The organism is Variovorax paradoxus (assembly GCF_030811855.1).
Taxonomy (GTDB): Bacteria; Pseudomonadota; Gammaproteobacteria; order Burkholderiales; family Burkholderiaceae_C; genus Variovorax; species Variovorax paradoxus_L.
In genome coordinates, this window is record NZ_JAUSRN010000002.1 from 154989 (window position 1) to 168532 (window position 13544).

The window sequence follows — 13544 nt, forward strand, 5'->3', positions numbered from 1 at the left end:
GGCTTTTTCTTCGTCCCGATCGGTCAGGCGCGACTGCGACGACCCGTGGTCTTCTTCAGGCCGACAGAGAATTCTTCAGTTCGGCAATGGCCGCCTCGAAATCCGCTTCGCTCTCCAGCCGCCGCATCGGCGGCAGTGCGGCCAGCAGCCGCCGGCCATAGCCCATGGCAACCAGTCGGGTGTCGCAGATCGCAAGCACCCCGGAGTCGGTTTCGCGGCGGATCAAGCGCCCTGCCCCCTGCTTGAGCGCTACTGCCGCCTCGGGCAGCGAATAGTCGCTGAACGAACTGCGCCCTTGTGCCTCCAGCCGCTGCGAGCGTGCCTCGACGAGCGGATCGTTGGGTGGTGGAAACGGCAGCTTGTCGATCACCACCAATTGCAGTGCATCGCCCGGTGCATCGAAGCCTTCCCAGAACGACGCGGAGGCCACCAGAACGCAGCCGGTGCGGCCGCCTTCCGCGCCTTCGCGAAAGCGGTCCATGAGCACGCGCTTGGGCAGTTCGCCCTGAACCAGCACCTCGGGCCGCACGTCGGCTTCGAGCCGCTCGAACTGCTGCTTCATCTCGTCGCCGATAGTACGCAAGGCACGCAGCGTGGTCGTCAGCACCAGCGTGCGCCCGCCAAGCTCGGCAGCGCCGCGCGCGGCCAACTGGGCCACGCGCACGCTGTGCGCGGCATCGTTGGGCTTGGGAAAAACACGCGGCACATAGAGCCCGGCCTGCGCTGCATAGTCGAAGGGGCTTTGCACCCGCAGCACCTCGGCATCGCGCAGGCCGCACGGTTCGGTGAACCAGCGCAGCGTAGGTTCGTCGCCCAACGTGGCGGAGGTGAAGACCCAGGCGCGGCCGCTATCTTCCGGCCCCGCACGGCTGTCTTCCTCTTCACCGTAAGCATTCCGGTTGTCCTGATCGATCTTGAGCACGCGCGTGCGCATGGCTTCGGCGATGTCGAGTGGCGATTCGACCAGGCGCAGTTGCGTCCCCACATCGACCCAGCGCACAGACTCCACCTCGCAGGGCAGCGCGAAACGCGCCGCACGCGTGGCGAGCTGCTGCGCCCTCTCGTGCAGGCGCACGAAATCCGGCGAAATTTCGCTGACGGTATCGAGCCCTTCCGCCGCCTGTTCGAACGCGTGCTGCAGGGCATCGAGCGAACCCTGCCAGAGGGTCGGGTCGATGCCTTCGGGCGCCGGGCCCACCCAGCGCAGCTTGGTCCCGGGCCACTGCTTGCCGACCGCAAGGCGCAGCTCGCGTGCAGCACGCTCGACGCCCGCCACCAGTTGCTGCCAATCGACCAGCCCGCGCGCATGCTGCAGGCCCGCGCCGAGCAGATCGCGCGCAAAGTCGAGCGCCTGTCCGCTGCCGAGTTGCGCCCCAAGAAACTGCACGCCGGTTTCGTTGAGCTGATGGGCCTCGTCGAACACGACCACGCTCACCGTGGGCAGCAGCTCCGCCATGCCGGTTTCGCGCACCGCAAGATCGGCAAAGAAAAGGTGGTGATTGATGACCACCACGTCGGCCGCCAGCGCCTCGCGCCGCGCCAGGTTGACGTGGCAGGGCTTGAACTGCGGGCATTGCGCGCCCAAGCAGTTCTCGCGCGTCGAAGTGATGAGGGGAATGAGCGGCGAGCGCTCGTCCAGCCCTGGCAGCTCGGCCAGGTCGCCGGTCCGGGTGGCCTTGGACCATTGCTCGATCTTGGCGAGCGTTCGCAGGCTGCCCCGCTCCGGGAGCGAGGCGTCGTGGCGCGCCAGGTCGAGCCGGTGCAGGCACAGATAGCTCGCACGGCCCTTGAGCAGCGCCGTTCTCACCGGCAGTTCGAGCGCCTCGACCAGGCGCGGCAGGTCGCGGCCGAACAATTGGTCCTGCAGCGTCTTGGTGGCCGTGGACAACAGCACACGCTCGCCGCTCAGCAAGGCCGGCACGAGGTATGAAAAGGTCTTGCCCACGCCGGTGCCGGCCTCGACCACCAGCACGCCGCCCTCTTCGATGGTGCGCGCAACGGCCAGCGCCATCTCGGTTTGTCCCGCGCGCTCGCGGAACTGCTCGGCCGCGCGGGACAGGACGCCTCCCTGCGCGAAGGCGTCGCGCACCTTGTCCTCGAGTGTTTCGGTCACGCGGGTTCTCTTGGATCGAGCACGTTTTCGAGCCGCGCGATCTGGTCGCGCAGCGCAAGGCGGCGTTTTTTCAGGCGGCGCAGCAGCAGTTCGTCTTGCGGCGAAGCCTCGGCCAGCCGGTCGATGGTGGCGTCGAGGTCGGCATGCTCCATGCGCAGCTCGATCAATTGGCGGGAAAGGGAATGAAGATTGGAGTCCAACGTTGGCGATGCGACCTATTCCGCCGCAGCTCGTGTTCACTCGATAATACGTCCTGGTTCGACCTCCCGAGAAGATAGAAAGCGCGCCGCTGGCGCATTTGCGCTCATGACCCAAGGCTTTCGACTTGCCGCCGCCACCGGGCTCCACAAGGGCGACCGGGCCTATCAGCAGGACCAGGTGCTGATGATGAGCCATCCGCGCGTGCCCGGCTGCATGCTCTGCGTCATTGCCGACGGCATGGGCGGCCGCAGCGGCGGGCGCAAGGCCTCCGACCAGGTGCTGATGACGGCGCGCCAGCTGTTCTCTCGCTACAGTCCGGAGCGCGACAGTTCAACGGCGGTGCTGCGGCAACTGCTGGAAGATGCGCACACGGTCATCAAGCTCACGGCCCTGTCGAGCGAGCAAGAGCCGCACAGCACGCTGGCGGCCTTCCTCATGAATCCCAAGGGCGACTGCGCGTGGATTCACGCCGGCGACTCCCGCATCTATCACTTCCAGGACGGCCAGCTCGTCACGCGCACCCGCGACCACTCCTATGTGCAGGTGCTGATCGACCGCGGCGAAATCAGCGAAGCCGAGGCCAACGTCCACCCCAAGGGCAACATCCTGCTCGGCTGCCTCGGCATGACCTCGATGCCGCCTCCTATCGAGCCCCACTACATTCCGATGATGCAGCCCGGCGACCTCCTGATGGCATGCAGCGACGGGCTATGGCACTACTTCAGCCCCGAGGAGCTGGCGAGTGTTCTCTACGCAGAACCGCCGCGCGAAGCAGTCGAAATCCTGGTGGGAGAAGCGCGCCGCCGCGCTCGCGGCTCGGGCGACAACATCTCCATTGCGGTGGTGAAGCTCGAGGCCCTGCCGGCGGAAGCCTGAACGTCGCCTCTCACCTTTAGAGCGAAAGGCTCAGCGCGTTTCAGCGCGCGGGTGCGGACGCCGGCGATGCCGGAGGCAAGGGTGCGCCGCGCGGCTTGGTGCGTTCGGCGTTCTGGCGTTCGCGGCTGGCGCGGTGCTCGGCCGCCTTCTTCTGTTTGCTCTCGAAGCGTTCGGCGGCCGCGGGCGCTTCGGAGCGCTTCTGGGCCGCCTTGGCCTGGTTGTCAACGTGCGCTTTCTGTTTTTCTTCCAGCTCGCGCCGGCGCGCGTCCGCTTCGGCCGCCGTGGCGGCACGGCTCGCTGCATGGTCGGCCGCACGCTGCTCACGATCTTTCTGGGCCTGGCGAGACTCATCCTGCTTCTCGGGCGTGTCTTGCGGACGCCGCGTGGCGGCCTTCTGGTCGAGCTTCTCGAGCTCGGCCGCGCCGCGCCGTTGGCGCTCGATGTCGTTGATGGCGGTTTCCTGCCGCTTGATGTGATCGGTCTCGGCGCGGCGGCGCCTGCGGCTGTCGCGCAGACAATCCTCGACCGCGAACTTCTGGTAGCAGGCGGCGCGCTCCTTTTCGAAGCGCGCATCGATGGCTGCGCGTTCGGCCGTGAGCCTGCTGCGCTCGGCCTCGAAATTGGCATTGCCCGCGGCCGCGGTGGACTGCGCCCACGAAGGCAGGCTGCCCAGTGTCATCAACGCGGCGAGAACGATATGTTTCATGTCAGTCGAGTGTCGACGATGCGGCGTTCCAGGGAAAGAAACTCGCTCGATTGCATTTCTGTGAGCCTGGAAACCGTGCGCGGGAACTCATGCGCAAGCGGCCCCTCGGTGTACAACGCCTCCGGCGGTACCTCGGCCGACATGATGAGCTTCACGCGCCGGTCGTACAAGACGTCGACCAGCCAGGTGAAACGGCGTGCTTCCGAGGCCATGCGCACCGGCATGTGGGGCACGTCGGACAACAGCACGGTGTGGAACTGGCTGGCGATTTCCAGATAGTCGTTCTGCGAACGCGGTCCGCCGCAGAGCGTCTTGAAGTCGAACCAGACCACGCCGCCGGCCTTGCGCCGGGCGCGGATTTCGCGCGCCTCGATGTGCAGGATCGGGCTCTCGTCGGCCGTTTCGGCCAGCTTTTCGAAAGCCTTGCGCATTTCCCTTTCAGCCCCTGCATCGTTGGGCGTGAGGTACATGCGCAACTGCTCGAGCGTGCGGCGGCGATAGTCGGTGCCGTTGTCCACGCTGAGCACTTCGAGCTTCTCGTTGAGGAGCGCAATCGCAGGCAGGATGCGGTCGCGGTGCAGCCCGCCGGGATACAGGTCGTCGGGCTTGAAATTGGACGTGGTCACAAAGCCCACGCCGTTCTCGAACAGCGCCACCAAGAGCCGATGAAGAATCATCGCGTCCGTGATGTCCGCCACGTGGAACTCGTCGAAGCAGATCAGCTTGTAGCGCTTGGAAATACGCAATCCAAGCTCGTCGAGCGGATTGACCGTGCCCTGCAGCTCGCGCAGTTCGCGATGCACCTCGCGCATGAACTCGTGAAAGTGCAGGCGCGTCTTGCGCCTGAGCGGCACCGCGTTGAAGAACAAGTCCATCAGGAAGCTCTTGCCCCGCCCGACGCCACCATGCATGTAGACGCCGCGCGGCAGCTCGGGCCGGTTGATGAACTTCTTCAGCGCGTTGGAGCGCTGGGCCTTGTAGTCGCCCCACTCCCTCGCGCAGCGATCCAGCGCCTCGACGGCACGCAGCTGCGCGGGATCGCTCTGGAACCCGCGCACAGCGAGTTCCGCCTCATAGGCCTCTTTAACGCTGGTCAAGGGATCAGAAGTTCAGCGTGCGCTTGTCCACGGCAAGTGCCGCTTCCTTGGTGGCTTCCGACAGCGACGGGTGCGCATGGCAGATGCGCGCGATGTCTTCGGCACTGGCCTTGAACTCCATCGCCACCACGGCTTCGGAGATCAGCTCGCTGGCCTGCGGGCCCACGATGTGCACGCCGAGGATTTCGTCCGTTGCAGCATCGGCCAGGAACTTGACCATGCCGGTCGTGTCGCCCAGCGCACGTGCGCGGCCGTTCGCAAGGAACGGGAACGTGCCGGCCTTGTAGGCGCGGCCCGCGGCCTTGAGCTGCTGCTCAGTCTGGCCGACCCACGCGATCTCGGGGCTGGTGTAGATCACCCACGGCACGGTGTTGAAGTTGACGTGGCCGTGCTGGCCCGCAATGCGCTCCGCCACGGCAACGCCCTCTTCCTCGGCCTTGTGCGCGAGCATCGGGCCGCGCACCACGTCGCCGATGGCCCACACGTTGGGCAGGCTGGTCTTGCAGTCGTCGTCCACCGCAATGGCACCGCGCTCGTCGAGCTTGAGGCCCACGGCTTCGACGTTCAGGCCGATGGTGTTGGGCACGCGACCGATCGAGACGATCAGCTTGTCGACCTCGAGCGTCTGGGCTTCGCCCTTGGCGTTGGTCCACGCCACGCTCACGCCCTTCTTGGACGTCTTGATCTCACCGACCTTGACGCCGAGTTCGATCTTGAGCTTCTGCTTGTCGAAAGCCTTCTTGGCTTCCTTGGCGATCTGCTCGTCCACCGCGCCCAGGAAGGTCGGCAGTGCTTCGAGCACCGTGACATCGGCGCCGAGGCGGCGCCACACCGAGCCCATTTCGAGGCCGATGACGCCCGAGCCGATCAGGCCCAGCTTCTTGGGCACCGCGCCGATGCGCAGTGCGCCGTCGTTCGACAGGATGTTTTCCTCGTCGAACGGCGTGCCGGGCAATGCGCGGGCATTGGAGCCCGTGGCCAGGATGACGTGCTTGCCGCTGATCGACTCCTCGGCGGCGCCCGCCACCTTGATCTCATAGCCGGTTGCGTCGGTCTTCACGAACGAACCGCGGCCATGGAAGAAGGTGATCTTGTTCTTCTTGAACAGATACAGGATGCCGTCGTTGTTCTGCTTCACGACCTGGTCCTTGCGGGCCAGCATCTTGTCGATGTCCAGCCCCAGGCCTTCGACCTTGATGCCGTGGTCCGCAAAGTGGTGGCCGGCTTGTTCGAAGTGCTCCGACGATTGCAGCAGCGCCTTCGAAGGAATGCAGCCTACGTTGGTGCAGGTGCCTCCCGGTGCCGGGCCGCCCTTGCCGTTCTTCCACTCGTCGATGCAGGCCACGTTGAAGCCGAGTTGCGCGGCGCGGATCGCGGCCACGTAGCCGCCGGGGCCGCCGCCGATGACGATGACGTCGAATTGTTTGTTTGCCATCTGATCAGTCTCCTCAGATGTCGAACAACAGCCGCGACGGGTCTTCCAGCGCTTCCTTCATGGCGACCAGGCCCAGCACGGCTTCGCGGCCGTCGATGATGCGGTGGTCGTAGCTCATGGCCAGGTAGTTCATCGGGCGGACGACGATCTGGCCGTTTTCCACCACGGCGCGGTCCTTGGTGGCGTGCACGCCGAGGATCGCGGACTGGGGCGGGTTGATGATCGGAGTCGATAGCATCGAGCCGAAAGTGCCGCCGTTCGAGATGGAGAAGGTGCCGCCGGTCATCTCTTCGATGCCGAGCTTGCCGTCCTGGGCCTTCTTGCCGTATTCGGCGATCTTCTTTTCGATGTCTGCAAAGCTCATCTGGTCTGCGTTGCGCAGGATGGGCACCACCAGGCCGCGCGGCGAACCGACGGCAATACCGATGTCGAAGTAGCCGTGGTACAGGATGTCGTTGCCGTCAACCGAGGCGTTGATCACCGGGTACTTCTTGAGCGCATGCACCGCGGCCTTCACGAAGAAGCTCATGAAGCCGAGCTTCACGCCGTGTTCCTTGGTGAAGCTGTCCTGGAAGCGCCTGCGCAGTTCCATCACGGGTGCCATGTTCACTTCATTGAAGGTGGTGAGGATGGCGTTGGTCGACTGCGACTGGATCAGGCGCTCGGCAATGCGGGCGCGCAGTCGGCTCATTGGCACACGCTGCTCCGGGCGCTCGCCCAGGTCGGGCGCGCGAGCGGGCGCGGCGACTTGCGGCAGCGCGGGCTTGGCAGCCGGTGCCGGAATCGTCGCCGCAGGCTTGGCGCCCGAGGCCACTGCGCCGAGCACGTCGCCCTTGGTCACGCGGCCGTCCTTGCCGGTGCCGGCCACGTCGCTGGTCTTCAAGTTGTTGTCGGCCAGCAGCTTGGCAGCTGCAGGCATGGCAACGTCGGACTTCGAACCACCGGTGGCAGCGGCGGCTGCAGCTGCTGGCGCTGCTGCGGCGGGGGCCGCTGCGGCGGCGGGCGCAGCAGCAGGCGCTGCGGCACCGGCCTTGCCTTCGGTGTCGATCTTCGCGATCAGCTGATCAGCCACCACGGTGGCGCCATCGGGCTGCACAATTTCGGACAGCACGCCAGCCGAGGGTGCGGGCACTTCCAGCACGACTTTGTCGGTCTCGATCTCGATCAGGATTTCATCGACGGCGACAGCTTCGCCGGCCTTCTTCTTCCAGGTGAGCATGGTGGCTTCGGCCACGGATTCGGAAAGCTGGGGGACTTTGACTTCTACGATAGACATTTGGAGTGAGCTCCGCTTTTTTCTTCAGGTGTTCGTGTGAAAAGAAATTGTTTTACTTGGTCAGCACGAAGCCCTTGAGCTTGCCAAATGCGCCATCGACGAGCGCCTTCTGCTGTTCCTGATGCAGGTGCGAGTAGCCGACCGCCGGCGATGCCGAAGCGGCACGGCCGGAGTAGCCGAGCTTCTGGCCGTCCTGCATGTTTTCGTGGATGTAGTGCTGCACGAAGAACCAGGCGCCCTGGTTCTGCGGCTCGTCCTGGCACCACACCACGTCGGCGAGATTGGGGTACTTCTTGATCTCGGCGGCAAAGGCCTTGTGCGGGAACGGATAGAGCTGCTCGACGCGGATGATTGCCACGTCGTCGTCGCCGCGTTCCTCGCGCTTCTTGGCCAGGTCGTAGTAGACCTTGCCCGAGCAGGCGATGAGGCGCTTGACCTTCTCGGCCTTGAGACCCTTGCTGTCCGGAATGACGGTCTGGAAGCTCCCCTTGGTGAACTCGGACAGCGGCGAGGTCGCGTCCTTGTTACGCAGCAGCGACTTCGGCGTCATGATGATCAACGGCTTGCGCAGGTTGCGCACCATCTGGCGGCGCAGCACGTGGAAGATCTGGCTGGCCGTGGTCGGCTGCACCACTTGCATGTTGGTGTCGGCGCTCAGCTGCATGAAGCGCTCCAGGCGTGCCGAGCTGTGCTCGGGGCCCTGGCCTTCGTAGCCGTGCGGCAGCATCATGGTGAGGCCGTTGACGCGGCCCCACTTCACTTCGCCCGAAGCGATGAACTGGTCGATCACCACCTGCGCGCCGTTCACGAAGTCGCCGAACTGGGCTTCCCAGATCACGAGCGTGTTCGGGTCGTTCGAGGCGTAGCCGTATTCGAACGCGAGCACGGCTTCTTCCGACAGGATCGAGTCGATCACGACGAACGGGGCCTGGTTTTCAGCCACGTTCTGCAGCGGCGTGTAGGTGCCTTCGTCAAACTTCTCGCGGTTCTGGTCGTGCAGCACGGCGTGGCGGTGCGTGAACGTGCCACGGCCGCAGTCCTCGCCCGACAGGCGCACCGGATAGCCGCTGGCCACCAGCGAGGCGAACGCCATGTGCTCGCCCATGCCCCAGTCGACGTTCACGTCGCCTCGGCCCATGGCGGCGCGGTCGTCCAACACCTTCTTCACGAGCGGATGCACCGTGAAGCCGGCCGGCACCGTGGTGATCTTCTCGGCCAGGCGCTTCCATTCGCTAGTCGGAATGGCCGTGTCGCCTGCGTCGGTCCACTTCTTGTTGAGGTACGGATTCCAGTCGACCGCGTACTTGCTCTTGAAGTTGGTGAGCACCGGGTCGACGGTGTTCTTGCCTTCATCGAAGGCGGCGCGCTGCGCCTTGACCATGTCGTCGCCGAGCGTCTCGCCCAGGCCCTGGGCGCTCAGCTTGTCGGCGTACAGCTTGCGCGTGCCGGGGTGCTTGGCGATCTTCTTGTACATGAGCGGCTGGGTGAGCGAGGGGGTGTCCTGCTCGTTGTGGCCCAGCTTGCGGAAACAGATGATGTCGACCACCACGTCCTTCTGGAACTCCATGCGGAATTCAAGGGCGAGCTGGGTGGCGAGCACCACGGCCTCGGGGTCGTCGCCGTTCACGTGCAGCACCGGCGCCTCGATCATCTTGACGATGTCCGAGCAATACAGCGTCGAGCGGCTGTCGCGGGGGTCGCTGGTGGTGAAGCCGATCTGGTTGTTGATGACGATGTGCACCGTGCCGCCGGTGAAGTAGCCGCGCGTTTCAGCCAGCGCCAGCGTTTCCATCACGACGCCCTGGCCTGCGAAGGCGGCGTCGCCGTGCACGAGCACGGGCAGCACCTGTTTGCCCTGCGGGTCGGCGCGGCGGTCCATGCGGGCGCGCACAGAGCCTTCGACCACGGGGTTCACGATTTCCAGGTGCGAGGGGTTGAACGCGAGGCTCAGGTGCACCGGGCCGCCGGGCGTGGTCACGTCCGAGCTGAAGCCCTGGTGATACTTCACGTCGCCGCTCGGCAGGTCTTCGGGTGCGGTGTGGTCGAACTCGGCGAACAGGTCGGCCGGCATCTTCCCGAGCGAGTTGACCAGCACGTTGAGGCGGCCGCGGTGGGCCATGCCGATCACGATTTCCTGCACGCCCTTGGCGCCGGCCTGGTTGATCAGCTCGTCCATCGAGACGATGAAGCTTTCGCCGCCTTCGAGCGAGAAGCGCTTCTGGCCGACGTACTTGGTGTGCAGGAAGCGCTCCAGGCCTTCAGCGGCCGTCAAGCGGTTGAGCACATGCTTCTTCTGCTCGGTCGTCAGCTGCGGATTGGTGCGCGCGCTTTCGAGCTTCTGCTGCCACCAGCGCTTGTGGTTCTGGTCGGTGGTGTACATGTACTCGGCGCCCATGGTGCCGCAGTACGTTTCACGCAAGGCATTGAGCAGATCGCGCAGCGACATGGCCTCTTTGCCGAAGAAGGTGTTGCTGGTGTTGAACACCGTCTCGAGGTCGGCATCGGTGAAGCCGTAGAACGAGGGCTCGAGTTCCGGGATGGCCGGGCGCTCGGCGCGCTTGAGCGGGTCGAGATCGGCCCAGCGTGCGCCGACGTTGCGGTAGGCGGCAATCAGCTGCTGGACGGAGGTGCGCTTGCGCCCGAGCTCGGAATCGGCGCCGCTGGCCTGCACGACCTTGGTCGTGCCTTGCTTTGCGCGTTCTGCGAAGGCGTTGATGACCGGCTGGTGCGGCACGTCGCGGGTGTTGGTGCCGTCGACCGCGGGCACGTTCTGCAACGCGTCGAAATACGAACGCCAGTTGTCTGGCACGCTGCCGGGGTTGGCGAGGTAGTTTTCGTACATCTCCTCGACATAGGGCGCATTGCCGCCGAAGAGGTAGGTGTTGCCTTGATAGGCGGTGTACGCCGATGGCGTAGAAGAATCGCTCATATTCCGCTGACCTTCGCTTCCCTGAAGGAAGCACTAGCTGGTTTAAGAAACCTTCCGCGACACGGCTGAACCGATTGGCGGATGCGACTGTGGCTGGGGAAGGGCCTGAGTACCTTCGCATTGTGCCACGTCAAACATATGGCGATGGAGCGCGCCTTCGCAAGGCACGCTTTTGCTCATTCAGGCCGAAGAAACCAACTGCTTGATCTGCTGCAGCGTGGCGGGATCGTCGATGGTGGTCAGGTCGCCGGGATCGCGCTGCTCGCAAACGGCCTGGATAGCGCGCCGCAGCAGCTTGCCGCTGCGGGTCTTGGGCAGGCCGCTCACGAAGCGGACACGGGCCGGCCGCGCCAGCGCGCCGAGCTGGTCGGACACCACTTTCATGATCTCGCCCTCGAGCTTCAGGGCCACGTCGGCGTCGGCCAAAGCCCGGCCATCCTTGGGCACGACGAAGGCCATCGCCACCTGGCCTTTGAGCGCATCGGCCACGCCGACCACCGCCACCTCAGCCACGTTGGCGTGGCCCGAGATGCTCTCCTCGATCTCGCGCGTGCCGAGGCGGTGGCCCGCCACGTTGATCACGTCGTCGGTGCGGCCAAGGATGTAGAAGTAGCCGTCCTCGTCGCGAATGCCCCAGTCGAAGGTCGAATAGACCATCTTGCCGGGCACGCTCTTCCAGTAGGTGTTGACGAAGCGCTCGTCGTCCTTCCACACCGTTTGCATGAACCCGGGCGGGGTCGGGCCCTCGACCACGACCACGCCCTTCTCATTCGGCGCGGTCAATTCCTCGCCGGTCGATTCGTGCAGGATCTTGATGCGGTAGCCGTACATCGGAACGCCCGGGCTGCCGAACTTGCTCGGCTTGGCCTCGACGCCGTTGGCGATGGTGATCATCGGCCAGCCCGACTCGGTCTGCCAGTAGTTGTCGATGATCGGCACGCCCAGTCCATCGCTGATCCAGCGAGCTGTGGGTTCGTCGAGCGGTTCGCCTGCCAGGAACAGCGCACGCAGGCTCGACAGGTCGTACTTTTTCAGCAGCGCCGGGTCTTGCTTCTTGAGCACGCGCACCGCGGTGGGAGCGCTGAACATCACCGTCACTTTGTACTTCTCGACCAGACGCCACCAGATGCCGCCGTCTGGTTGCTTGTCGATGCCCTGCGTCGGCAGGCCTTCGTACATGAGGGTGGCCATGCCGGCGATCAACGGGCCATAGACGATGTAGCTGTGACCCACCACCCAGCCGATGTCGCTGGTCGAGAAATACGTTTCACCGGGTCGGCCGTCGAAGATGTGCTTCATGCTCGCGGCCAGCGCCACGGCGTAGCCGCCCACGTCGCGCTGCACGCCCTTGGGCTTGCCGGTGGTGCCGCTGGTGTAGATGGTGTAGCTGATGTCGGTGGCGTCCAGCCAGGTGCAAGGCACTTCGGCATCGCGGTGCTTCCGGACCAGCTCGGCAGCCAGATGATCGCGACCGGCCACCAGATCCATGGGGGCCAGGCCGCGGTCGGTCAGCATCACCGCCGAAGGCTTGTGCTTCGAAAGCCGGATGGCCTCGTCGAGCAGCGGCTTGTATGCAATCACCTTGCCGCCGCGCGAACCTGCATCGGCACTCACCACCACCTTGGGCTCGGCATCCTCGATGCGCGTGGCCAGCGAGCCGCTTGCAAAGCCACCGAACACCACGCAGTGGATGGCGCCGATCCGGGCGCAGGCCAGCATTGCGAACGCGGCCTCGGGGATCATCGGCATATAGATGAGCACGCGGTCGCCCTTGCCGACACCCAGCGCGGCGAGGCTGGCGGCGGTGCGCCGCACCTCGGCATGCAGTTCGCGAAAGCTGTAGGTCTTTTCGGTGCCGGTTTCGGTCGAGACGAAGATCAGCGCCGGCTGGTCTGCGCGATCGGCCAGGTGCCGGTCGACCGCGTTGTGGCACAGATTGGTGGTGCCGCCCACGAACCACCGGGCGAATGGCGGCCGGCTGGCATCCAGCACCTGGGCCGGGGGCGTCTGCCAATCGATCAGCCTGGCCTGCTCGACCCAAAAGGCCTCGGGCGCGTCGACGGACTGGCGATAGAACTCTTCGTAGCGGCTCATCTGTGGTGTCTCCTTATATTGAATCGTCCGGCGGTCACGCCAAAACTGAATTCATAATTATGGAGACCGATCTTGCAGCAAGCTGACGGCTCGAACAATCGGGTTCCGCCCGCGCCTCCCCTACGCTAAACGCCTATCGAGCTGGCTTCACTCCACATCAGAGAATGAGCTTCAGCACCTCGGCGAATGCCGGATGCTCAGCGGTGCGCAGCCATTCGAAGCCGACCATTTCAGTCGTGACCAGTTCGGCGCCCGCGCCGGCCAGACGGTCGAAGGCGGCATCGCGGTTGCGCTCGGTACGCGAACTGCACGCGTCGGTCACGACCCAGACCTCGAACTCGTCCTCCAGCAGGTCGAGCGCCGTCTGCAGCAGGCAGACGTGCGCCTCGCAGCCGGCAATCACGATCATGTTGCGTTCTTCGGCCGCGGCGGCGGGTTTCTGCAGGTGCTTGGGCAGGCTGCGGGCATTGCCCTGCGGCGCCTTGGCCGGCACGCGCAGCCATTCGCCGAGGCCCTCCTCCATGCCGCTGAAGTGCATCTTGGACAAAGTGCGCTGGCACAGTGCGCGAATGTCGGGCACGTTTTCGCCGAGCTTCGAGGGGTTGTGCTCGGTCCCCCAGACCGGCACCTCGAACAGGCGCGCCATCTTGCCCAGGCGCACTGCGTTCTGCGCCACGGCATCGGCCTCGAAGATCGCAGGCATCAGTTGCGCCTGATAGTCGACCAGCACGAGTTGGGATTGCGAGGCGTCGAGCAGCATGAACCGTTTCTTTCATTCAGATGGAATTGATGGGCCAGACCGTACCACCGAAACTAG

10 protein-coding genes are annotated in these 13544 nt (G+C 65.0%); 1 reads left to right on the top strand and 9 read right to left on the bottom strand.

Going from position 1 to position 13544, the window contains the following annotated elements:
- Positions 1 to 55: 55 nt before the first annotated feature.
- Together J2X92_RS05620 and J2X92_RS05625 are read right to left on the bottom strand one after the other, a co-directional pair.
- Positions 56 to 2113: an ATP-dependent DNA helicase gene (locus J2X92_RS05620; protein WP_307574096.1), complete on the bottom strand. Its 2058-nt coding sequence runs from the start codon at positions 2111 to 2113 to the stop codon at positions 56 to 58.
- Positions 2110 to 2313, bottom strand: coding sequence for a YdcH family protein (locus J2X92_RS05625; protein WP_055796321.1), 204 nt, complete (start codon positions 2311 to 2313; stop codon positions 2110 to 2112). The genes J2X92_RS05620 and J2X92_RS05625 overlap by 4 nt, the downstream gene beginning before the upstream one ends.
- Before the next feature lie 106 nt (positions 2314 to 2419).
- Between J2X92_RS05625 and J2X92_RS05630 the strand changes: the two genes are divergently transcribed.
- Positions 2420 to 3190 (top strand): PP2C family protein-serine/threonine phosphatase, encoded by a 771-nt coding sequence (locus J2X92_RS05630; RefSeq protein WP_307574098.1) that lies wholly within the window; start codon positions 2420 to 2422, stop codon positions 3188 to 3190.
- A gap of 40 nt (positions 3191 to 3230) precedes the next feature.
- On the opposite strand, the gene J2X92_RS05635 is transcribed toward J2X92_RS05630, so the two are convergent.
- From J2X92_RS05635 to J2X92_RS05665, 7 genes are all read right to left on the bottom strand, one after another.
- Positions 3231 to 3896 carry a hypothetical protein gene (locus tag J2X92_RS05635; RefSeq protein ID WP_307574101.1) on the bottom strand — a complete coding sequence of 222 codons (666 nt, stop codon included), beginning with the start codon at positions 3894 to 3896 and terminating at the stop codon, positions 3231 to 3233.
- Positions 3893 to 4993, bottom strand: coding sequence for a cell division protein ZapE (gene zapE / locus J2X92_RS05640; RefSeq protein WP_307574102.1), 1101 nt, complete (start codon positions 4991 to 4993; stop codon positions 3893 to 3895). The genes J2X92_RS05635 and zapE overlap by 4 nt, the downstream gene beginning before the upstream one ends.
- 4 nt (positions 4994 to 4997) lie before the next feature.
- Complete coding sequence (lpdA, locus tag J2X92_RS05645) at positions 4998 to 6428, bottom strand: dihydrolipoyl dehydrogenase (protein WP_307574103.1); 1431 nt, start codon at positions 6426 to 6428, stop codon at positions 4998 to 5000.
- Between the two features lie 13 nt (positions 6429 to 6441).
- Positions 6442 to 7704 (bottom strand): 2-oxoglutarate dehydrogenase complex dihydrolipoyllysine-residue succinyltransferase, encoded by a 1263-nt coding sequence (gene odhB, locus J2X92_RS05650; protein WP_307574104.1) that lies wholly within the window; start codon positions 7702 to 7704, stop codon positions 6442 to 6444.
- A 52-nt stretch (positions 7705 to 7756) separates the two neighbouring features.
- Positions 7757 to 10633 (bottom strand): 2-oxoglutarate dehydrogenase E1 component, encoded by a 2877-nt coding sequence (locus tag J2X92_RS05655; protein ID WP_307574105.1) that lies wholly within the window; start codon positions 10631 to 10633, stop codon positions 7757 to 7759.
- A gap of 180 nt (positions 10634 to 10813) precedes the next feature.
- Entirely contained in the window at positions 10814 to 12751 is a 1938-nt protein-coding gene (locus J2X92_RS05660) for a propionate--CoA ligase (protein ID WP_307574724.1), read from the bottom strand.
- A gap of 133 nt (positions 12752 to 12884) precedes the next feature.
- A complete protein-coding gene (locus J2X92_RS05665) occupies positions 12885 to 13487 on the bottom strand; it encodes an isochorismatase family protein (protein WP_307574107.1) in 603 nt (200 codons plus the stop codon).
- Between the last annotated feature and the right edge of the window lie 57 nt (positions 13488 to 13544).

Coding starts and splice junctions, on each gene's coding strand:
- odhB (WP_307574104.1), bottom strand. CDS start 7,704: ATGTCTATCGTAGAAGTCAAAGTCCCCCAGCTTTCCGAATCCGTGGCC.
- J2X92_RS05655 (WP_307574105.1), bottom strand. CDS start 10,633: ATGAGCGATTCTTCTACGCCATCGGCGTACACCGCCTATCAAGGCAAC.
- lpdA (WP_307574103.1), bottom strand. CDS start 6,428: ATGGCAAACAAACAATTCGACGTCATCGTCATCGGCGGCGGCCCCGGC.
- J2X92_RS05635 (WP_307574101.1), bottom strand. CDS start 3,896: ATGAAACATATCGTTCTCGCCGCGTTGATGACACTGGGCAGCCTGCCT.
- J2X92_RS05665 (WP_307574107.1), bottom strand. CDS start 13,487: ATGCTGCTCGACGCCTCGCAATCCCAACTCGTGCTGGTCGACTATCAG.
- J2X92_RS05630 (WP_307574098.1), top strand. CDS start 2,420: ATGACCCAAGGCTTTCGACTTGCCGCCGCCACCGGGCTCCACAAGGGC.